Origin of the sequence: Pseudomonas sp. PDM25, from assembly GCF_019219045.1 — a bacterium.
GTDB lineage: Bacteria > Pseudomonadota > Gammaproteobacteria > Pseudomonadales > Pseudomonadaceae > Aquipseudomonas.
The window spans coordinates 156578-178736 of sequence record NZ_JAHUWL010000011.1; the positions used below are offsets into that span (position 1 = coordinate 156578).

Annotated in this window: 16 protein-coding genes; 6 read left to right on the forward strand and 10 right to left on the reverse strand. The window is 58.3% G+C overall.

Going from position 1 to position 22159, the window contains the following annotated elements:
* Window positions 1-9: 9 nt before the first annotated feature.
* The gene (locus KW848_RS21350; RefSeq protein WP_218537979.1) at window positions 10-1146 is read right to left on the reverse strand and encodes an acyl-CoA dehydrogenase family protein; all 1137 of its coding nucleotides are present in this window, start codon (window positions 1144-1146) and stop codon (window positions 10-12) included.
* 244 nt (window positions 1147-1390) lie between these two features.
* On the opposite strand from KW848_RS21350, the gene KW848_RS21355 reads away from it, so the two are divergent.
* The 4 genes from KW848_RS21355 to KW848_RS21370 all read left to right on the forward strand — a co-directional run bounded on the left by KW848_RS21355 (window position 1391) and on the right by KW848_RS21370 (window position 6791).
* Complete coding sequence (locus KW848_RS21355; protein WP_192407545.1) at window positions 1391-2287, forward strand: GlxA family transcriptional regulator; 897 nt, start codon at window positions 1391-1393, stop codon at window positions 2285-2287.
* 224 nt (window positions 2288-2511) lie between these two features.
* On the forward strand, window positions 2512-4449 hold the full coding sequence (locus KW848_RS21360) for an FAD-dependent oxidoreductase (RefSeq protein WP_218537980.1): 1938 nt from the start codon (window positions 2512-2514) through the stop codon (window positions 4447-4449).
* 237 nt (window positions 4450-4686) lie between these two features.
* A complete protein-coding gene (locus tag KW848_RS21365; RefSeq protein ID WP_218537981.1) occupies window positions 4687-5574 on the forward strand; it encodes a nitrilase family protein in 888 nt (295 codons plus the stop codon).
* Between the two features lie 14 nt (window positions 5575-5588).
* Window positions 5589-6791 (forward strand): threonine/serine exporter family protein, encoded by a 1203-nt coding sequence (locus KW848_RS21370; RefSeq protein ID WP_218537982.1) that lies wholly within the window; start codon window positions 5589-5591, stop codon window positions 6789-6791.
* Window positions 6792-7022: 231 nt separating this feature from the next.
* On the opposite strand, the gene zapE is transcribed toward KW848_RS21370, so the two are convergent.
* From zapE to KW848_RS21385, 3 genes are all read right to left on the reverse strand, one after another.
* Window positions 7023-8117 carry a cell division protein ZapE gene (gene zapE, locus KW848_RS21375; protein WP_123365674.1) on the reverse strand — a complete coding sequence of 365 codons (1095 nt, stop codon included), beginning with the start codon at window positions 8115-8117 and terminating at the stop codon, window positions 7023-7025.
* 91 nt (window positions 8118-8208) lie between these two features.
* On the reverse strand, window positions 8209-9564 hold the full coding sequence (locus KW848_RS21380; protein WP_218537983.1) for a tryptophan--tRNA ligase: 1356 nt from the start codon (window positions 9562-9564) through the stop codon (window positions 8209-8211).
* 24 nt (window positions 9565-9588) lie between these two features.
* Window positions 9589-10218, reverse strand: coding sequence for an alpha/beta hydrolase (locus tag KW848_RS21385; RefSeq protein WP_218537984.1), 630 nt, complete (start codon window positions 10216-10218; stop codon window positions 9589-9591).
* Between the two features lie 144 nt (window positions 10219-10362).
* Between KW848_RS21385 and KW848_RS21390 the strand changes: the two genes are divergently transcribed.
* Entirely contained in the window at window positions 10363-10797 is a 435-nt protein-coding gene (locus KW848_RS21390) for a YhcB family protein (RefSeq protein ID WP_008155956.1), read from the forward strand.
* 207 nt (window positions 10798-11004) lie between these two features.
* Here KW848_RS21390 and KW848_RS21395 read toward each other — a convergent pair whose 3' ends face one another.
* Both KW848_RS21395 and KW848_RS21400 read right to left on the reverse strand, forming a co-directional pair.
* Entirely contained in the window at window positions 11005-11712 is a 708-nt protein-coding gene (locus tag KW848_RS21395; protein WP_218537985.1) for an OmpA family protein, read from the reverse strand.
* Between the two features lie 100 nt (window positions 11713-11812).
* Window positions 11813-12457, reverse strand: a complete 645-nt coding sequence (locus KW848_RS21400) for an MBL fold metallo-hydrolase (protein ID WP_218537986.1) — start codon at window positions 12455-12457, stop codon at window positions 11813-11815.
* A gap of 233 nt (window positions 12458-12690) precedes the next feature.
* Here KW848_RS21400 and KW848_RS21405 point away from each other — a divergent pair, with 233 nt between their 5' ends.
* Window positions 12691-13461, forward strand: a complete 771-nt coding sequence (locus KW848_RS21405) for a PP2C family serine/threonine-protein phosphatase (RefSeq protein WP_218537987.1) — start codon at window positions 12691-12693, stop codon at window positions 13459-13461.
* 102 nt (window positions 13462-13563) lie between these two features.
* On the opposite strand, the gene KW848_RS21410 is transcribed toward KW848_RS21405, so the two are convergent.
* The 4 genes from KW848_RS21410 to KW848_RS21425 all read right to left on the reverse strand — a co-directional run bounded on the left by KW848_RS21410 (window position 13564) and on the right by KW848_RS21425 (window position 22017).
* A complete protein-coding gene (locus KW848_RS21410) occupies window positions 13564-16299 on the reverse strand; it encodes a LuxR C-terminal-related transcriptional regulator (RefSeq protein WP_218537988.1) in 2736 nt (911 codons plus the stop codon).
* A 367-nt stretch (window positions 16300-16666) separates the two neighbouring features.
* On the reverse strand, window positions 16667-18031 hold the full coding sequence (locus tag KW848_RS21415; RefSeq protein WP_008155947.1) for a DUF1329 domain-containing protein: 1365 nt from the start codon (window positions 18029-18031) through the stop codon (window positions 16667-16669).
* A gap of 28 nt (window positions 18032-18059) precedes the next feature.
* Window positions 18060-19997 (reverse strand): DUF1302 domain-containing protein, encoded by a 1938-nt coding sequence (locus tag KW848_RS21420; RefSeq protein ID WP_218537989.1) that lies wholly within the window; start codon window positions 19995-19997, stop codon window positions 18060-18062.
* 337 nt (window positions 19998-20334) lie between these two features.
* Window positions 20335-22017: a fatty acid--CoA ligase gene (locus KW848_RS21425; RefSeq protein ID WP_111451296.1), complete on the reverse strand. Its 1683-nt coding sequence runs from the start codon at window positions 22015-22017 to the stop codon at window positions 20335-20337.
* Between the last annotated feature and the right edge of the window lie 142 nt (window positions 22018-22159).

The following is a 22159-nucleotide window of genomic DNA, read 5'->3' on the forward strand; positions in this document are numbered from 1 at the left end:
ACCGCATAATCAAAGCGACCGCGCAATAATCTCCTTCATGATCTCGTTGGTCCCCGCATAAATCCGCTGCACCCGCGCATCCGCCCACGCCCGGGCGATCGGGTACTCCCACATGAAACCGTAACCGCCATGCAACTGCACGCACTCGTCGAGCACTTTGCATTGCAGGTCAGTGCCCCAGTACTTGGCCATCGCCGCGGTCGGCACGTCGAGCTTGCCTTGCAGGTGCAGTTCCAGACAGCGATCGACGAAGACCCGACCGATCTGAATCTCGGTCGCCATCTCCGCCAGCTTGAAGCGGGTGTTCTGGAAGTCGGCGATCGCCTTGCCGAATGCCTTGCGCTCGCGGGTGTAATCCAGCGTCCATTGCAACGCAGCTTCAGCGCAAGCAAGCCCGCCGATGGCCACGGTAAGACGCTCTTGAGGCAATTCCTGCATCAGGTACGCGAAGCCCATCCCGGCCTGCCCCAACAGGTTTTCCTTGGGCACCCGAACGTCCTGGAAGAACAGTTCCGAGGTGTCCTGAGCCTTCATGCCGACTTTTTCCAGGCGTTTGCCCTTGGCGAAGCCCGGGGTGTTGGCCTCTACCAGAAACAGGCTGGTGCCTTTTGCACCCGCTTTCGGATCGGTCTTGGCCACGACAATCACCAGGTCAGCGAGAAAGCCGTTGGTGATGAACGTCTTCGAACCATTGATCACATATTCGTCGCCATCGAGCACCGCGGTGGTTTTTACCCCTTGCAGGTCAGAACCGGCACCCGGCTCGGTCATGGCAATCGCCGTGACCATTTCGCCAGACACCAGTTTCGGCAGGTATTTGTGTTTCAGCGCTTCACTGCCGTAATGCAGGATGTACGGCGCGACGATGTCCGAATGCAGGGAAAAACCGATACCGGTCAGGCCGAGACGACCGATCTCTTCGATCACCACCGCGCTGTAGAGAAAGTCCGCCCCCAGGCCGCCGTACTCTTCCGGCAGATGCGAACACAGCATCCCCGCCTCCCCTGCCTTGTTCCAGAGTTTGCGGTCGATATAGCCTTGCTTTTCCCATTGCCCATGGAACGGCACGGCCTCTTTTTCGAGGAACGTTCGCACGCTGTCGCGAAAAAGTTCGTGCTCGGAGCTGAACAAGGTTCTGGGGATCATGCGGCACCTGTCGTTATTGTTAGCCGGAATTGACCTTCAGAGACTATGCCTCGCATCCGGCACAGGACACTGGACACATCCGACAAAAAATAAGACGATCCAGCCGTCTGGTGACCACTTTCCCCTATAAGAATAAAGTTGAATTATGTCTAACCAAGTCTCCACGCCCTTACGGCGCGTCAGCATCCTGGCTATCGACCGGGTTTTCGCTTCCACCCTCATGCAAGCCAAGGATTTCTTCCACCTGGCCAGCCTGCGTTATGGCAAACAACTGGGCCAAGGCCTGACTCCGGCGTTCGAAACCCGCCTGGTCAGCCCCGACGGCAAACCGGTGAACAGCTTCAGCGATGTGATCATGCCGGTGGACGGCGGCCTGGAAAACGCCGACATCATTATCCTTCCAGCCTTCTGGGACGATTTCGACACGCTTTGCCAACGTTACCCACAAGTCCTGCCCTGGCTGCGTCAGCAACATGCTCGCGGCGCAGTGCTGTGCGGTGAAGCCACCGGGGTGTTCTGGCTGGCCGAGGCCGGACTGCTCGACGGCAAGGAAGCGACCACTTACTGGCGCTTCTTCAATGCGTTTGCCGAACGCTTCCCACGGGTTCAGCTCAATCAGGACAAACACCTGACCGACGCCGACAACCTGTATTGCGCGGGCGGCACCACTTCGGCCTGCGACCTTTACATTTACCTGATCGAACGCTTCTGCGGCGCCAACGTGTCCCAGGCCGTGGCCCGCGACATCCTTTATGAAGTGCAGCGCAGCTACTCGCCAGGACGAATCGGTTTCGGCGGTCAGAAGCTGCACCAGGATGTGATCATCCTGCAGATCCAGCACTGGCTCGAAGAACACTTCGCCGACAAATTCCGCTTCGAAGACGTGGCTCGCGAACACGGCATGAGCATCCGCAATTTCATGCGGCGCTTCCAGACCGCCACCGGTGACAAGCCGCTGCATTACCTGCAACGACTGCGCATCGAAACCGCCAAGGGCTTGCTGTCCGGCAGCCGCAAGAGCATCAAGACCATCAGCTACGAAGTCGGTTACGACGATGCGAGTTTCTTCGCTCGGCTGTTCCGTCAGCACACGGAGTTGTCGCCGAACCAGTATCGGCAGCAATTTCAACAAGCAGCCTAACGGTTGATACAGGCGCCGCCACGCAATTGCCAAGCGGCGTCTGCTTGCGAATTAAACTGCCTGTACCAACAGTGTTTAAAGATAACGATAAAGTGATTATTTCCCTTACATGAAAAACGGAATGCAGAGCACCGGACAAGTCCTTTGTACTCTTGCGAGCCGCTTACTGAAAACCCCAATATATTCTTCCCGTCAGCTGAACTGCACTTCAGGGAAGATCAACCATGACAATAGAAACAAGTTCCCAGCCTCCCTCATTTAACGATAAGACCGAAAATCTCCAGACCAAAAAGAACTGGGCAGGCCGATTCCCCAATCCGCCGGACTTGTGCTTTGACTACCGGGCGTTAATCGAACAGGAACATGGCGTCGCGAAGGCAACCAATCCCACGCATAAAATATGCATCATCGGCGCAGGTGTTACCGGACTGACTACCGCCCGAGAACTCTATCGTTGCGGTTTTACCGACGTGACACTGATAGAACAATCGACACGCATTGGCGGTAGACACCTGACCGTCCATGGCCGCCATTCAATTAAAGAAAGCCATACTCCTTTCGAAATGGGTGCCATGCGCATGCCATTCTTCAATAAGGAAAACGAACCACCCAAAGAAGGTCGATCGCTGATGGCTTACTACGCCAATGCATTTGACCTGGCGCTATCGGATTTCCCCAACCCGGGAAGCCAATGGGTGAGTTCGACCGGTATTTATCTCCAGGAAGGCAGCCTGGGCGGTCGTGCGGATCCGCACATGTTGATCTGGACGAATGAAGACGGCTTGACGCCTCCACCCGACGAGGCGCTGCAAACGGTTTATGCCAAGTGGAAAGCCTTTGCCGCCAGGATGACTCGCCAGGTTGCGCCGATCTACGCCACGCAGGAATGGGAAGCTGTCTGGGCCGCGATCGTCGAAAGGTACGAGCGTGTTTCGTTTCGCGACCTGGTCTGTATGCCGGTGCTGGACAATTGGGATAAAGACAAACCTGGAGATTTTGGCGGAGTCGGAATGACCTCGCACGAATCAACCCTGTTCTATTCGATAGGCATCGGCGACGGTAGTTGGGGCGCTTTTTATGACGTGTGCGCGCTCTACCCGCTGCGCACCGCCATTTTCGGATTCAGTAGCCGCCTGCAACTCGTTCACGGCAGGGTCGATTCGTGCGGCGAACCGCTTCCCGCGCCGTACTTGCACAGCGATGCTGTACTCGATGCGAAGGGCCTGCCTTTCGACAGTCCGCGCTATATCGGTCTTGCAGCGCTGGACGAATGCTTGCTGTTCATGAACACCGACAGTGCGCACAAGTCGTTCTACGAACATTGCCTTGAAAGGGGTGACGGTTTTTTCACCGATTCTTCAGTCAACAAACTGAAGAAACTGGATGATCAAAAAATACGTGTCTATTACACGTGGAAATTCAGCCAGCCCAGTCAATCGCAGGAACTGTTCAATGACTTTGACGCTGTCATCATGACCCTGCCTTCATGGCTGATCGAAACGGGGGTCCGGCTCGAAAACTTCAATCAGCATATGTTGCCGTTCGACATGATCAACGCTTACAAAACAGCACACTGGGAAACCAGTTGCAAAGTATATGCGCCGTTAAGTAAGTCTTTCCTTTCAAGCAACACCACAATCCCCCAGGCCATTGTGACCGACAGTTTCATTCATGACGTGTACAGCTATCGTTATAACGAGAATTATCCATACGACTGCATATTATTAAGTTACACATGGGAGGATGACGCGACCAAACTGGCGCTGTTTAACGACCAGGAACTGGTGGCGAAGTGCGTAGAGGAACTCGACCGGATATTGATGAATTGCGCCAATATCCAGGAGAGGATTTCTCCCTATATTCAAACTGAACGGGCCTTGGTCCAACGCTGGATGACGGACAGAAACGCCTTGGGCTGCGCAAAGTTATACAGGCCCGGCACTTATTACGACGCAGTGAGCCTGATGAAGTACAACCGGGATTTCTCACATCTGTCCGGCCTTTATTTTTGCGGCGAATCGTTTTCGGTCGATGCCGGCTGGACAGAGCCTTGCTTTCGCGGCGCCGTAGATGCCGTGATTCATATCTGCAATAAAACCGCAGCAGTATTCAACGGCGGATTCTGCATGAGCGACTACCCGCAATACCGCATCCGCAACTGACGCCCCGCTCCATCGCCCAGAACCAATGCGCCCTGCGCGTTGGTTCTGCCTGTGTCAAACCGCTCTATTACGCCGTCTTGCGCCCCGGCAGGGAAACCCGGGCGCTCTGCCCTGCGCGATCTTCGGACACGGACTACAGCCCAAACGGAAGCCGCTGACTTACGCAAAAAAGCCATTTCAACTCTTATAAACACGCAATTAAACAGCGTGAATAACAATAAAAAGAGGTCATCCCGAATGAGCGAGCCAACAAGTCCTGTTCGTGTAGCAGTTGTGCAATTCGACCCACAAGTCGGCATAGAAAAACGTGCAGGTAATTTGCGTCATGGTCTGGAATTGGCACTGGAGGCGGTAAATGGCGGTGCCAATCTCATCGTGCTGCCCGAGCTTTCCAGCACAGGTTATTTCTTCAGCAACCGGCAAGATGCGTTCGACCATTCGGAGGCCATTCCCGACGGACCGAGTGTGAAAATCTGGATAGACTTCGCCCGCAACCACAAGGCCTATCTGGTTACCGGATTGACTGAGCGTGACGGCATGCGGCTGTTCAACACCGGCGTTCTGATCGGGCCTGACGGTTTTATCGGCAAGTATCGCAAAGCCCATTTGTGGAACCTGGAGAAGCTGTGGTTCACGCCGGGTGATCTGGGCTTTCCGGTGTTTGATACGCCTATTGGTCGTATCGGCCTGTTGATCTGTTGGGATATCTGGTTCCCGGAGGTGCCGCGCATCCTGACCCAGCAAGGCGCGGACATCATTTGCAGCCTGAACAACTGGGTATGGACACCGCCACCGCTGTTCGATGAGGCCGGCAAGTGCATGGCGTCGTACCTGACCATGACCGCTGCACACGTCAACAATGTGTTTATCGCCGCCGCCAGCCGGATCGGGGAAGAACGGGGAGCCCGTTATCTGGGCTGCTCACTGATTGCCGGTACGAATGGCTGGCCGATTGGCCCCGTGGCGTCAGCGGATCAGGAACAAATCCTGTATGCCGATATCGATCTGGCCAGCTCTCGAAGCGCGCCGATCTGGAACAATTTGAACGACCTGCACCGCGATCGTAGAGCCGATCTCTACGATCAAATGCTCGGTTACACCCAGCACCCTTGCCTGCCGCGCTGACAAGGGGGTAACCGATGAACATCACAACCGAAAAAAACCGGCCTGGCGCCAGATCGCCACTGGATCTTGCGATCATCCTGCTGATGATCGGCACGGCACTGCTGATTATCTGGCTTTCATTCACCCACCGTTCTGCCTGGGAAGCGCATTGGCCAAGCTACAGCGACATGGTCTCCAGCCTTCCCGAACCGGCTGCCTGGTTGCGCTGGGTGCTGGGCGACATCAGCGAGGTGGCGTTCTACAAACACGAGTTCGCCTCTATCGGGTTATTGGCCGGAGCCTATCTGGCCTATTGGGCGAATCGCACAGAAAAAACCTGGCAAGGTTTTGCCATTTCCTATGGGACCGGATTGTGGCCGTGGCTGGTGACCAGTTCGTTGCTTGGACTGTTGCTGAGCAACCTGCTGTGGGGCTGGACGGTCACCGCCACCAGTTGGCAGCCGACGTTTGCGGCGTTTGTTTCGCTGCCGGCGGCAATGGTGCTCATGTTTGGTGGTGGCTGGAAGGTCACGATCAATGGCGCAATCATGGGCGCCGTGCTGGTCACGCCGACGTGCCTGCTGTTCGTCAACTACGTGTGCAATCCTCTGGGCTTGCCTGTGGTCATCGGCAATGTCTTGGGCATGGCAGTCGCCAGCGTCTTCGCTTTTGTGCTTTGCCGTTACCTGCCAAGCCTGGTGAAGTCCGAGCCCTGCGAGAAGCCATCCGCCCCTTCGCCCGCAACCGTCAACACCAAAACGCCCGACTACGGGGTTATCTGGAGCTTGCGCCGGGTGCTGGCCGATTTTTCGGAAGCGCCGTTCTTTGGCAATGAGCTGGCCAGCCTCGGCCTGTTGCTGGGGGTATTGCTGGCTTACACCTGGAATCCGATGAGCCCGGTATATGGGTCGGGCCTGCTGCCCCAATTGATCGGTGCCCAGGCGTTGACCTCAGCGCTGGGGGTGGTGATCTGGCGTCGGCAATGGATGTCACGCGGCTGGTATCCCACCTACGTTCCATTGGTGTCCGTGGTGCCGGCGGCCGTTCTGACGTACGGCGGCAGTTGGCAGGTGATCCTCTCGAGCGCACTGCTGGGCGCGCTGATTGCACCGCCCCTGGCTTGCGCCATTGCCCAGCGAGTGCCTGCGTACATGCATGCCTACATCGGGAATGTCCTGTCCATGGCCATCAGCACTTTGCTGATCATTCCGATTATCGGACTGCTGATCGCCAACTGACGCACGCTGCCAGCCGGCTGTATCCCGGACTCAAAATGCATAACCCTGTGGGAGCGGGCTTGCTCGCGAAAGCGGTGTGTCAGTCGACATCAACATTGAATGTCAGTCCGCTTCGCGAGCAAGCCCGCTCCCACAGGAGTTGTGGTGGGCCAGATATCTGCGGCCAGGTACACAGGATTTCTTCAGTGCAAAAAAAGGCCTGCAATGCAGGCCTTTTCATTTTCCGAAATCCTACGGCTTATGTGCCCGGGACAGGAATTCGTGGGACTGCATTTCCAGCAGGCGACTCAGGGTGCGCTGGAACTCGAAGTTCAGGCGACCGCCGGTGTAGAGGTCTTTGAGCTCGACTTCAGCAGAAATGATCAGCTTCACGTTGCGGTCGTAGAACTCGTCGACCATGTTGATAAAGCGTCGGGCGATGTCGTCGGTAGTGACGCTCATTTGCTCGACACCGCTGAGCAACACGGCGTGGAAGATCTTGCCCAGTTCGATGTAATCGTTCTGGCTGCGAGGGCCGTCACAGAGTTCGCGGAAGTCGAACCAGGCCACGTCATCGCACGTGCGCAAGGCACGGATTTCGCGGTTCTCGATCATCAGCACATCGTTCTCGATGGCTGCCGTGCATTCCGGCGTCAGGGCGCGGAAGCTCTTGCGCAGGCTTTCGTGGGACTCCGCGTCGAGCGGAAAGTGGAACAGCTCCGCTTGCTCAAGGTGACGCAGACGGTAATCGACGCCGCTGTCGACGTTGACGATCTCGGTGTTCTGCTTGATCAGCGCAATCGCTGGCAGGAAGCGCGCACGTTGCAGACCGTCCTTGTACAGACCATCCGGCACAATGTTCGACGTCGCGACCAGGGTCACGCCGTTCTTGAACAGCTCTTCCATCAGCGTGCCGAGGATCATCGCGTCGGTGATATCGGACACGAAGAACTCATCGAAACAAATCACCCGGGCTTCGTCGGAGAAGCGCTTGGCGATGATGGTCAGCGGGTTTTTCTCGCCGCCGAGGGTCTTCATCTCTTCGTGCACGCGCTTCATGAAGCGGTGGAAGTGAGTGCGGACCTTTTCCTTGAACGGCAGCGCTTCGAAGAAGGTGTCGACCAGATAGGTCTTGCCACGGCCAACGCCGCCCCAGAAGTACAGACCCTTGACCGGTGCCGCGTCTTTCTTGCCAAACAGTTTGCCGAACAGGCCCGGTTTGCTGTGCGAGGCCGCGACCAGATCGTCGTACAGGCGCTGTAAGTGGCGCACCGCAGTTTCCTGCGCGGCGTCATGGAAGAATTCCGGGCGTTTCAGATCAGCTTGATATCGTTCTAGGGGCGTCATAATTCGTTAGCAAGGCAACAAAAACGGGCCGTCACTGTAGCGACGGCCCGTGGGAATGGCAATCAGCCCTTGGTCGGGCCGAGCCGCTGATTTATTCCTGAACCGGTGTCAGGGCAACCCGCAAGGTCTCGATGGCAGCATCACGAGCGGCGCTGTCAGCAAAGGCCGGGCTGTCGGCAATGCACTCGTCTTCCAGCCAGACGCTGAAGCTCAGGTCTTCGTTGCGCACGTCCAATGGCTGACCCGATTGCAGTTGCTTGGTCACCTGGCCGGCGGTTTTACCGTCGGCGAAGTGGCGCGACAGCAGCAGCTGCTCGCCGTCGGCCGCCAGCAGACGGAAGCGGAAACTGCCGTCGTCTTCACGGAAACTGACGAAACGCGCGGCTTTCGCGGCTTTCTTCTTGGTGGTGGTCGCGACTTGGGTCTGTGCGACGAAAGAACGCAGACCCACCGCTTCACGCAGTTCGTGGAGGAACGGTGTCGCTACCGAGCGGGCCTTTTTGGCGCCGATCTGCAGGATGTCTTCCAGGTCTGCCGGGCGTTCGATCAGCTGGTGGTAACGCTCGCGGGACTCACCCAGCTCGCTGTCGAGCAACTGGAACAGGCGATTCTTCGCCTCGCCCCAACCCAGGCCCTGCAACAATTCGCTACGGAATTCGTCGGACTGCGCCGGGGTAGCGAAGGCCTGGAACAAGGTGAACAGGTGCGAGTTATCCGGATCCTTCGCCTCGCCCGGCGCACGGGAGTCGGTGACGATCCGCGAAATCGCGTCCTTCATTTCCTTGGCGCTGCTGAACAACGGAATGGTGTTGTCGTAGCTCTTCGACATCTTGCGACCGTCGAGGCCTGGCAGCGTGGCGACGCTTTCTTCGATCAGCGCCTCGGGCATGGTGAAGAATTCTTTGCCCTGACCGAACAGGTGGTTGAAGCGTTGGCCGATGTCACGGGCCATTTCCACGTGCTGGATCTGGTCACGACCGACCGGCACCTTATGGGCGTTGAACATCAGAATGTCCGCGGCCATCAGCACCGGGTAGCTGTACAAACCCATGGTGATGCCGGCGTCCGGGTCTTCGCCGGTTTCGACGTTCTTGTCCACCGAGGCCTTGTAGGCGTGGGCGCGATTGAGCAGGCCCTTGGCGGCGACGCAGGTCAGCAGCCAGGTCAGCTCCGGGATTTCCGGGATGTCGGACTGGCGATAGAAGGTTACGCGCTCCACATCCAGGCCACCGGCCAGCCAGGTCGCAGCGATTTCCAGACGCGAGCGCTGAATGCGCAGCGGGTCATCGCATTTGATCAGGGCGTGGTAGTCGGCCAGGAAATAGAACGAATCGGCATTGCTGTCACGGCTGGCGATGATCGCCGGGCGGATGGCGCCGGCGTAGTTGCCCAGGTGCGGCGTGCCGGTGGTGGTGATGCCGGTGAGGATACGGGTACGAGTCGTCATGGGTAATCGCTTGTCAGACTGCAATCAATTCGAAAGACGCGGCAGGATCAGATCCTTGAGATCGGTGAGCTTGCCATGAAAAAAGTGTCCGCATTCTGCCACTTTCAGCAGCTCATGGGGGCGATCGAGTGCGTCGGACCAGTCGTAAACGAGCTGCGGATCGATGACTTCGTCGGTTTCCGGCTGGATCAGGGTCAGCTCGCCTTGCTGCGGCAGTTGATCCTGATCGCCCAGACGCATCACCGCCGGCGCGACCATGAACAGGTGCTTGAGCGGCTCACCCTTGGCTTCCAGACGTCCGCCGAGACTTGCTGCAACAAAACCGCCGAAGGAGAATCCGAACAGCGTCAGCGGCAACTCGGGGTGTTTGACTCGCAGCCATTCGGCCACAGCCTGGGCGTCGTCGACTTCGCCGGTGCCCATATCGTGGGTGCCTTCGCTGGCACCGACGCCACGGTAGTTGAAACGTAAAGTAATCAAACCGGCGTCACGCGCAGTGCGCTGCAAGGTCGAGACGACTTTGTTGAGCATGGTGCCGCCCTGCACCGGGTTCGGATGGCAGATCAGCGCAATGCCGCGAGGCTGCTCGTTATCCAGGTAAAGGGCTTCCAGTTGGCCGACCGGGCCATCAATCACTACAGGGGTTTCGCGCATAAGCAAGGAAGGAACTCCGTGACCTCGAATCGGGTCGACTCGTCTAGCAAATTGTCTGTGCCAATCTATTGCGAGTGAATCGCGGTATACAGCGCAGGTTCGAGCCGTTAACGTAAAGCAAAGCCGTTTATAGAGGAAGGACTCGTGGAACACTCGCTCTTAGTTTGGTTGTTACCGACTCTTGCCCTGGTTGTGGGTGTCGCCATTGGTTTCCTGATCGCTCGCCTGGTGCCGAATGCCGCGCCTAGCAGCACGCAACGTCAGCTGGATGACATTCAGGAACGTTTCGACAGTTATCAGAACGAGGTGGTTACCCACTTCAACAGCACTGCAACACTGGTCAAAAAGCTGACTCAGAGCTATCAGGAAGTGCAGGATCACCTCGCCGAGGGTGCCAACCGCCTGGCCCTGGACGAGCAAACCCGCCAACGCCTGCTGGCCTCGCTGCACGCCGATGCAGCAGCCGCCCCACGGGAACGCCTGACGCCGCCGCGCAATCAGGAGCCGCCTCGCGACTACGCCCCCAAAGCCCCGAACGCGCCGGGCATGCTCGATGAGCATTACGGCCTGAAGAAGTAATCAGGTTTCGCGCGACATGAAAAAGCCCCCGGATGAGTGATTGTCCGGGGGCTTTTTTGTTGCTGATGATTTAGTTGCCAGTTCGGGCCTCTTCGCGAGCAAGCCCGCTCCCACATTTGGAATGCACTCCCCTGTGGGAGCGGGCTTGCTCGCGAAGAGGCCCTGACTGACGACACAAAACGCTTATGGATACTGCTGAACCGTACCTTACTGTTGCTGACCACCATACTCCTGGCCAGGAATCGCCTTCAGGTTGACCTCGACCCGGCGGTTCTGCGCCCGGCCATTGGCGTCACCATTGCTGGCAATCGGGTTATCCGGCCCGGCACCGCGAGCCGACAGGTTGGTACCGCTCACGCCCTGAGACGTCAGGTAAGTCGCCACGCTCTGGGCCCGGCGCTGGGACAGGTCCATGTTGTGCTGGCGGCTGCCGGTACTGTCGGTGTAGCCGACGATTTCGATCTGGTTCTGGTTGAACTCCTTGAGTGAGCCCGCCAGATTGTTCAGCGGCTGATAGAAGCTCGACGCAATGTTCGCCGAATCGGTGGCGAAGGTGATGTTACCCGGCATGATCAGTTTGATCTGATCACCCTGGCGCTGCACTTCCACCCCGGTGTTGGCCATGCTGGCGCGCAGCTTTTTCTCTTGCTGGTCGGCGTAATAACCGTAACCGGCAGCGGAAGCACCCACCACGGCGGCGCCAATCAGCGCGCCCTTGCCACGGTTATCGTGATTGATGGCGGCACCGGCCAAAGCACCGGCCAGAGCGCCGAGGCCACCGTATTTAGCGGTTTTGCTCATGCCCGTGGAACCACCGTCGGCCTGGCCCTGGTTGTCGTAAGGGTTAGGCGAGGCGCAGCCAGACAGCAAGGCCACAGCCGTAGCGACAATAATCAAACGCTGCTTGGTGAACATGAAGAGCTCCTTCTTTTTGCATTCTGTGGTGCAACGGACAAGGCATTAGCCTTTGCGGGCGTTGGATTGTTTCGGCGGACAAAAATTCCGTCCGTAACAATTAAGCCCGTACAAAAGGGTTCTCGCGCATTTCATCGCCCAGACGTGTGTCCGGACCATGCCCGGTCACCACCGTCGCCTCTTCATCGAGGGTGTACAGCCGCTGCTTGATCGACCGCACGATGGTCGCCTGATCGCCACCCCACAAATCCGTGCGCCCTACCCCGCGACGAAACAACGTGTCACCGGCAATCAGCAGCTTAGCCTCTGAAAACCAAAAGCTCATGGAACCCGGCGTATGACCCGGTGTGTGCAACGCCACGCCGCAGCCGCAGGCCAGTTCTTCATCATCGACCAACCAGCGATCCGGCGGCGGCACTGGCGTGTAGGGCACACCGAACATCTGGCACTGCATTTCCAGGTTGTCCCACAGAAATTGATCTTCTTTATGCAGGTGCAGGGTTGCGCCGGTTTTTTCCTTCAACTGACCAGACGCCAGGAAGTGATCGAGGTGCGCGTGAGTGTGAATGATGCTGACCACCTTCAGGCCCAGTGCGTCGAGCCGCGCAAGGATCAGTTCGTGATTGCCGCCCGGATCGACCACGATGGCCTTTTTGGTGATCGGATCGCCGATGATCGTGCAGTTGCACTGCAACGGGCCGACTGGGAAGGTTTCGCGGATGAGGGCGGTATTCGGGGTTTGCATGGGGTTAATCCTGGTGCCAAGGCTGGGTACTGCGGTTATGATCCGCAAAATTGATAGGTTATCCTCGCGCCGCGCCCATTTTGAAACAAGCCGGCAGGACGCCAATGCCTGGTTCAAACGACTCTTGAAGCGTTTTTTGTAACGCTCAGCTCAAAAAGGATAATCCCATGCAAGAAGACTATCTCCTTCGTCAGGACATTAAAGGTATCCAAGCCTGGGCACAGGTCTGAACCATGCCTGAGATCCCGGTAGACTTGCGCTGTAAAACGGCCTGCGCGTTTGTGGCAGGACGCGAGCACCTCAAAACTCAAACGCCTTGCCAGGACTTTGTCGCGGCCAGAGAGTCCAACGAGGTGACCTGCATTTCATTGGCCAATGGGGCCGCCTCCCGAGCCAGCTCCGAAATCGGCGCCCAGGTAGCGGTCACGGCTACCTTGGCCTTTGTCTGCAAAAACTTTGAAAGCCTCTGGCAAAACATGGACAAACACAACGCGAAGGCAGCCCAGCGACTGGTTAATCGCTGCCTGGACGCGTTCAGGCGCAAATCTGCAAAGCTCGGCGGCGAGATCAACGACCTGGCCTGTAGCTTGTCATTCGTCGCTTACTCACGAGGCCGTTACCTGGCAGGCCACTTGGGCGATGGTGTCATCGCAAGCGCTGATGCGGACGGACACCTTCAGGCACTTTCTCATCCGGAAAATGGCGAGCCAGCCAATAGCATCCTGTTTCTGACTGACCATAAAGCGGCGTCGCGGCTCAGGTTGTACCGTGGGCAAATCGAAGCCACGACTGGCTTCGCGATCATGAGCGACGGCACTGCAGAAAGCCTCTATGACAAAGCCAGCGGCGTCCCCGCCCCAGCGATTCAAAAGTTGCTGGAGTTAAATGCAACGCTGCCCAGAAAAAAAATGAAGGAAGTGCTGGCTGACAACCTGCAACAGTCCATTGCCAGTAAAACCGAAGATGACTGCTCCCTGGGCTTACTGTCGATCCTGAAGCCCTGAATCGACGTGAGGCAAACTCCCCGCAGTGACTGCCTCCGAGGAGAAATGACCGAAACCTCTGATCGCAAGGCCCACCTTGTGTCGGAGGTATTCAGATGGCGATTACTGCAATACACCCAACTCTTTCGCCCTGGCGACCGCTTGCGTGCGCCGTTCAACCCCGAGCTTGCTGTTGATATGGCTGGCATGGGTTTTCACCGTGTGCAGCGAAATAAACAACTGATCGCTGATTTCCTGATTCGAACAGCCTTGGGCAATCAGTCGCAGGACGGCCATTTCCCGCGTACTGAGTTGTTCCGCTGCGGCGGACGACTCCGGGGGACGGGCTGCCACTGTTGGAAGTTGTTCTGAAAGGCTCTGTGAAACGGGCGTCGGCACACCGAGTTGAAGTTGGTTACGCAGCCAGTCCGGATGTTCCGCCAACAACCTGTCAAACGGTTGCAGCACGCCACCGGCCGCCGCTTCCAGCGCCTGCCCCAGAGCCTTGCGGGCCTCGGGTTCGCGTCCGCTCCCCAGCAACAATGTCACTTTTTGAGTCAGTGCCATCACACTGAGCAGCTGCCTTCCGGTTTGCTGCCCATGCTCAAGCAACGCGTTCAATCGTCCTTCGGCCAGCATCGGCTGCCCCTGAATGACCTCCAGCAAGGCCTGCTGCAACTCGATATGCAGCGGCAGTTGCGGATGGAACTCCGGAGGGGCTGCCGCGTGTTTGCCGTTGTAGGTCTGGCCCAAGCGAGCGAGCCAGGCTTCGGCCAGATCGGTACGTCCCTGAGCCAGCCAGAGTTCGCATTTGACCAGGGTGATCATCGCCAGGTAGTAGATCGGTGGCACGTCCCAGATGTGCATCAGGCGTTCGGCTTCGGCGAGTTCGGCAAAGGCTTTGGCGAATTCGCCGCTGCTGCCCTCAAGCCTGGCAATCACGCAGTGACCGATCAATACGCTGATATCACGACAGGCGCGTGCTTCATTCAAACCGGCTTGCAACCGGGCCCGCGCGGCTTGGGGCTGCAAGCGCAGGGCTAACAAAAAGCCTTCGTACAACGTCAGTCGCGCGCGTACGGCATAGAGCCGTTGCGGGGATAACGGTTGCAGGCGTTGCAGCCCCTGGCGCACTTCATCCAGCGCACGCAGGATTTCCCCTCGCGCTTGCAGCACGCGAGCGCGGTCGTAATGGGCCAGCGCTTCGAACAGCGGATTGCCGACCCGTTGCGCCAACTCCAGAGATTCACGGTTCAATCCGCGGGCACGCCACAAGTCGCCGTCGGCAATGGCCAGGTTGGACAGGGTCGAGAGGCACATCAGGCGCTGCCCGTAGCGTTTGGCCGGCAGACTCTCCTGCGCTTCGGTGCAATAGAGCAGCGTCAGCTCACGATTGCCGCGCCCGCGAGCGATGACACCGCTCAGGGCCAGCCATTGCGCCAGCATGGATTTCTGTGCAGTGGCGGACGGGGCCGGCAGGAAGCGGCTCAAATGACTGGCCAGCTCCTCGGCGGCGTCCAGCTGACAGGCCAGCCCCAACGCCCAGCTGTACAGCACGATCAGCCGTGGTGTGCTGATCAGCAGGCTGTCGGGCAAGTCCATTTTCCAGCGCAGCAACATGCCGACGTTCTGTTCAGCCAGCAGTTGTTCTTCGGACAGGTTCTGCACCAGGTTCGCCGCGACGTCCAGGTGCCCGGCGCGCAATGCCTGCTCCACCGCTTCATCGAGCAGCCCCTGGGCATTGAACCAGCGACAGGCGCGCAGGTGCAGGCTGGCCGCCGGCACCATCGCTTGCGCGGTAGGCCGGGTGCGCAACAGGTCGGAAAACAAATGGTGGTAGCGATACCAGTGACCGTTTTCATCCAGTGGCACCAGGAACACCTGATGGGCCAGCAGAAAACGCAGGATCTCGGCACTGTCATGGGCTTCGCGAACGGCATCGCACAGTTCGCTGCAAAAGCGCTCCTGAGGTGCCGTGTCGTAAAGGAATGACTGCACCTCGGCGGGCAGACAATCGATGACTTCTTCCAGCAGGTAATCGCGGATCAGCCCTTCCCCGCCATGCAAGGCCTGCGGAAAAGCACCCTGGGAGCCCGCTTCAGACGCCGCCAGCAGCCAGAAACGCAGCCCGGCGACCCAACCTTCGCTGCGCTGAATGAGGCTCTCCAGTGCTTCACCGCGCAAGGAGCTGCTGTGCCGATCAAGCAGGGTCAGGGCTTCTTCGTGAGTCAGGCGCAAGTCCTGTTCATTCAATTCGAGCAGTTGCCGCGACAGCCGCAGGCGCGCCAGATGCCAGTCCGGCCGCTGCCGACTGGTGACCATGACCAGCAACCCGTCAGGCAGGTGATTGAGGAAAAATTGCAGGCAGCGATCGAGAACCGGGCCCTGCGCCAGATGGTAGTCATCCAGCACCAACAGCAGGGGCGTACTCGCAGACAGGTGCACGGCCAACTCATCGAGCAAACCGTCCAGCCATTCTTCAAAGGCAAACGGCTGGTGCCGCTGGCGCATTTTCAACAGACCCAGGGACCGGCTGCCCAGTTGCGGAAAAAAGTCCTGGAGGCCTTCGAGCAACCGCTCAAGAAAACGTCCGGGATCGCTGTCTCGCGGGCTCAACCCCAGCCACAGACTTTGCCAGTGAGCCGGCAAGCCCTGACAGAATTCCACGGCCAACGAACTCTTGCCAAACCCCGCCGGTGCGCTGACCAACAACAACCTGCCACCGAGGCCCGCACTCAGGCGCTCGCACAGACGAGGCCGCAGCACATGGCCGTCAGGCAACGGAGGCCGAAAAAAACGCCCGTCCAGTGCGACGACGGCAACGCTTGCAGGACCCAGGTGTGGGGACAAATCAGTCATGGCCGGCTCTTGTTTGAATGGCGGTTGGCGGCGTTGCAGATGTCCGCAGCCTAGCGGTAAACGAAGAGGGATTGAAGGTTGTTGCTACAAATGGCTACAAAAAGAATACAACCCAAAGTTACCGAGCCACAGATGAAGTTTTCCTGACAGACCGTGTCGCACCCTTCGCGAGCAAGTCGAATCGTCGCACCGCCGCTCCCACATGTGATCTTCGGTGGACATAAAATTTGTAAACAATGTAGATCCAGTGTGGGAGCGGGCTTGCTCGCGAAGAGGCCATCGCAGGCGCCGAAGATTTTCAGGCAAAAAAAAACGCCCCGAACCAGTCGGGGCGTTTTTCGAGGATGCGGCCTCTGTTCAGGACAACTTAGCGAACACCATCCTGGCGCAGAGCGGCCGGAGTGAAGTCGCTGGTGGTGGCGGTGAAGCCGAAGTCATAAGCCGATTTCTCTTCGTTCTTCATGCCCAGCGCCAGGTAGCGGCCCGATTGCAGGTCGTACAAGGTTTCCAGGGTGTACCACGGCACTTGAACGTTGTAGTAGTTCTGGGAATGAGCTTCCGCCACACGCCACAGTTGATTACGACCGTCGTAGTGATCGATCACGGCCGCTTGCCAGGTGTCTTCGTCGATGTAGAAGTCACGCTTGGCATAGATGTGACGCTGACCTTCCTTCAAGGTGGCCACCACATGCCAGACCCGGCGCAGCTCGTAACGAGCCAGGTCCTGGTTGATGTGACCGGCCTTGATGATGTCGTCGTACTTGAGTTGCGGCGAGTCGAGCTTGTAGCTGTCGGAGGCGATGTACATCTCTTTCTTGCCTTCGAGCTTCCAGTCGTAACGATCCGGCGCACCGTTGTACATGTCCAGGTTGTCGGAGGTACGCAGGCCATCGGCTGCGGTACCCGGCCCGTCATAGGACACTTGTGGTGCGCGACGCACACGACGCTGACCGGCGTTGTAGACCCACGCCGAACGCGGTTCCTTCACCTGGTCGAGGGTTTCGTGCACCAGCAGCACACCACCGGCCAGACGTGCCGGCGCGGTCACCTTCTGCTTGAAGTAGAACAGGATGTTGCCCGGGTTCGCCGGATCGTAATCCTTCATCTTGTCGCGGAACACGAACTGGTCCTGGAAGTACACCAGGCTGTACGAGCCGTTAGGCTGCGGCGTGGCCTGGGTCACCAGACGGGTCACGCTGCCACCGCGATAGCGGGTGATGTGGTTCCAGATGACTTCGACGCCGGTCTTCGGAATCGGGAATGGAACGGCAGTTTCGAAGTTCTCCAGACCGTTGCCGCCGGACACCAGATTAGTGGCGGTAGCGTTTTTCTTGATGGAGGCAAACACGGCATCCGGCACGGTCGCGCCGCGATGGGACGGGTAGACCGGCATCTTGAAGGTTTCCGGGTAGCGCTTGAACATCGCGTATTGGCCCGGTGCGAGTTTGTCCTTGTACTGGTCGACGTTCTGCGCGGTGATGGTGAACAGTGGTTTTTCACTGGCAAACGGGTCGGACAGGAAACCTTTGCTGTCGGCGGTGCCGGCATTTTTCGCCATCGGCTTCCAGGCCGGGATCGATCCGTCAGCGTTACCCGCCATCTCGGCGCCCATCGGGGTCAGGCTTTTGCCCAGTTTGTCCGCTTCGGCCGCGGGGACCGCCGCCATGACGCCGGTCGCCAGCAGCGAAAGCCCCAGAACACCGACGTGGAACAGACTCTTTGTTATTTTCATAAGTGCGTTCGTCCTGATAATGCAGTGCTTAGAAGTTCACGCCGAAGCTGAGCGCAACGAAATCGCGGTCATCGACGGTGGTGTACTTGCCATCAAAGAAGTTGGTGTAAGCCAGGCTCGCGGTGTAGGTGTTCTGGTACTCGGCATCGACGCCCAGGCTCACCGCTTTGCGACCTTCCTCGAAGTTGCCGCCAGGGCCAGGCGAGTAGCCTTCCACGTCATGAGACCAGGCCACGTTCGGCTTGAGGTTCACACCGGCGAATACGTCGTTGTATTCCCAGATGGCACGACCACGGTAGCCCCAGGAGTTTGCAGTGGTGAACCCGTCGTTTTCGCAATAGCGACTGACGTTGTTTTGCGGGCCGCCTGCCAGGGTAGAGGTGTTCAATGCCACGCACTGACCACTTGGCAATGGACCAGGGCCGTAGCTCGGGTCACGGCCGTAACGCGCTTTGGAAGAGCTTTCCAGACCGCCAACGTGAGTAAAGCCAACCTCACCCACCAGGGTCAGCCGCTCGGCGCCCATCACCTGGTCGAAGAAGTGAGTCAGGGTCGTCTGGAGCTGGGTCACTTCCTTGCGGCGATAGCCTTGTTGATCCTGCCCTGGCGTCCCCTGAAGCACGGAAACGTTAGGGTTCAGAGGCGTCAAACCGGAAAAGAGAATGTCGGTGGTGTTGAGCTGAACCGGGGCATTCGGCCGGTAGCTGACTTCACCACTCCACGCAGTACCTGTCGGTAACGTGGTGGAGAAGCTCAAGCCATACAGGCGAATATCTTCAGGGTACTCGACGTAGTAGCTGGAGTTACCAGCCACCACCAACGGCAGCAAGGTCGGGGCCAGGCCTGCCGCGACACCGGCCGGAACACCCGCAGCCCTCAGTGAACCCACCAGGCCCGCCGCGCTGTAAGCGCTCGCCGGAGCACCTTTGCCGCTGAAAATCGGCGCACGGCTGTGGTAATTCATGAAGTAGGCGCCGAACTCGGTGTCCAGCGGATCGAACATGTATTTGAAGGACACACCGAATTGACCGCTGTCACGGGCGTCGCGGTCCGGACCGCGACGAACGATTACACCTTCATCCGGGTTGCCCCAGGTCACGCCTTTGGCAGCCAGGGTATTGATGCTGGCATTACGCAGCGAAGCCGGCAGCCCCGCAGCCGTCAATGCGCTGTTGAGTCCGTTACGGGTGCGCAGTACGGCCAGGTTGTTATCGCAGCCATCCGCAATCACGTCCGGTTGCGAAAAGAAGGTGCCGCAGTTGTCGACAACGGTCTGGTCCCATTCGAGCTGGTAGAAGGCTTCGGTCGAGAGGTTCTCGGTGAGACTCTGGGACACGTAGAACATGTTGACCGGGATCAGGCCTTCCTTGATCTCGGCACCTGGACGACGGAACGCGGACACGTCGATCGGGTTGATCGAGTTGATGCCGCCGCCGATGAAGGTACTTTCACCCCAACTCACTACTTGCTTGCCCAGACGCACGGAGCCCGGCTGATCGGCAACGGAGTAGTTGTGGTAGACGAAGGCGTCGAGGATCTCGCCGCCGGAGGACTTGGCGCCTTCCTTGCGGTTGCTGTCGCTGATGTCCTTGAACGGACGGCTTTCGTCCTTGAGTTCAAAGTCGTACCAGTATTTGCCACGGACGAAAACGCCGGTATCGCCATATTTCAATTCAAGGTCATGGATGCCTTTGAAGATCTTGGAGAACGTTTCGCCGCTCTTGAAGTTCAGGTGACCGTCGTCGGAAGTCTGGGACAGGCCGCGGCCGCCGTTGTTGACGCCTATGAGGTTCTTGTTGGCATTTTCAGTAGACCAACTGGCACCGACCGACAGGGACGAGTCGAACTGACCTTCGATTTCACCAACGTTGAAACTGACGCCGAATGCTGGCCCGGCGAGCGTAGAGGCAAGACTGACCGCCAGGGGCAGTTTTGCCCTGCGCCAGAACTGGTTTACTGATGTCATCGACGCTACTCCATGTGCATTATTGTTATGGCAGTGAGCACTTCTAAAAACGCTGTGGATAACTGGGAGCCAAGGTAGTCCCTAAGTCATTCCAAAGTTGCATCGCCCCGGTTTGTGCGTTTGCTCCGTTCTTAAAAATCCTTGAGCGGACTATAGCCAGCAGGTAGTACTGCTTGATCCCTCTAAAGTGTGATTTGCAGCTGCCAGCCACTCTGGAACAGTCCTTTGCCAAGCCGACACCCGTCGGCACGGCAAGAATGGCTGAAATTTCAGATTTGACAAGCCAAGCGCTTGCTTGGTGGGGCTGGCGTGCCCTTTTGGGCACGCCAAGTGACGCTTAAAGCGTCGAGAGGAAGGTGCTGTTGTTGGCTTGCCATTCGGTGATGTCGACGCGAATACGCTTCTTGTCGAGTTTACCGACGCTGGTCTTGGGAATTTCAGTAACAAGGGCGATCTGACTCGGGATGGCCCACTTGCTCAGGTGCCCCAGTTCCACGAACGGCTTGAGGTGTTCCTTCAGTTCTTTGGCCCCGATCTCATGGCCTTCGCGGACCACCAGCAGTGCGAACGGACGTTCGCCCCACTGCGGATCGGCGATGCCCACCACTGCTACTTCGCGTACCGCAGGGTGGCGGCTGATCAAGTCTTCAAGGTCCAGGGAGGAGATCCACTCGCCGCCGGTCTTGATCACGTCTTTGATCCGGTCGCGAATGTCGATCACACCCATGCTGTCCAGGGTCGCGACGTCACCGGTGTGCAGCCAGCCCCCGGCCCAGAGCTCGGCGCCCTTTTGCGGTTCGTTGAAATAGCCTTCGGTGAGCCATGGCGCACGCAGCACCAGTTCGCCCTGGGTCTCGCCATCGGCGGGCAGGAAGTTGCCGTCGGTGTCGATGATCGCAGCCTCCACCAATGGCCCCGGTACACCGGCCTTGATCCGGTACGTGGTGCGTTCGTCTTCGGTGCCGGCCATCAGCTCATCGTTGAGGTGGGCACACGACACCAACGGCCCGGTTTCCGACATGCCGTAAGCGGCGGTCAGTTGAATGCCCTTGGCCTTGGCCGCGTCGTACAGCGCACGGTTCAGCGCACTGCCACCGATGACGATTTTCCAGCCACCGAAATCCGTGCCTTGCGCCGCTTTGGAATTGAGGACCATTTGCAGGATGGTCGGCACGCAATGGGAAAAGGTGACCTTCTCCTTGCGCCACAGCTCCACCAGGTACTCAGGGTCATAGCGACCGGGATAGACCTGCTTGAGCCCGAGCATGGTCGCCACATACGGCAGACCCCAGGCGTGTACATGGAACATCGGGGTAATCGGCATGTACACGTCGTTGGTGCCCAGCAACCGCACGCTATCGATGGCGCCCATGATGGTCGACACACCCATGGTGTGCAGCACCAGTTGCCGATGGGTGAAGTACACACCTTTGGGATTACCGGTGGTGCCGGTGGTGTAGAACGTGGTCGCGACCGAGTTTTCGTCGAAGTCCTGAAAGTCGTACTGCGTGCTCGCCGCCGCCAGCAACTGCTCATACTCGCCGATGAGGTTCGGCAGGTCGGCGGTTTTCTCCGGCAGGTCAGTCAGCAACAGGGTTTTCTCCACCGTGGTCAGGTGCCCGGCAATGGCCTGGTACAACCCGACGAACTCGCTGTTGACCAACACAAAGCGGTCCTCGGCGTGGTTCATGGTGTAGAGGATCTGTTCCGGTGACAGGCGCACGTTAATGGTGTGGATCACCGCGCCAATCATCGGGATGGCGAACATGCATTCCAGATAACGATGGCTGTCCCAGTCCATCACCGCCACGGTATCCCCGGCCTTGACGCCGGCCGCCGTCAGCACGTTGGCCAGCCTGGCGACCCGTTCGATCAGGGTCGGATAGCTGTAGCGCAGCTGGTCGCGGTAAATGATCTCGCGGGTTTTCTCATAACGAGCGCCGGACATCAGCAGCCGTTTGATCAGCAGCGGATACTGGTAAGCGCCTTCGGCTGGGGGGATAACGCGAGTCTGCAACATAAGAGTCCCTTTTCTGACTGCACGGTCGTGACTGAAAGTAAGCACTTTAGTGCCCTTGGACGCCAGCCAAATCAGCCAAAGGAATGATTTGTAGAACCGGACAAATGCTAGCTTTGCGCCACTACCTGAGGTGTTTAGTGGG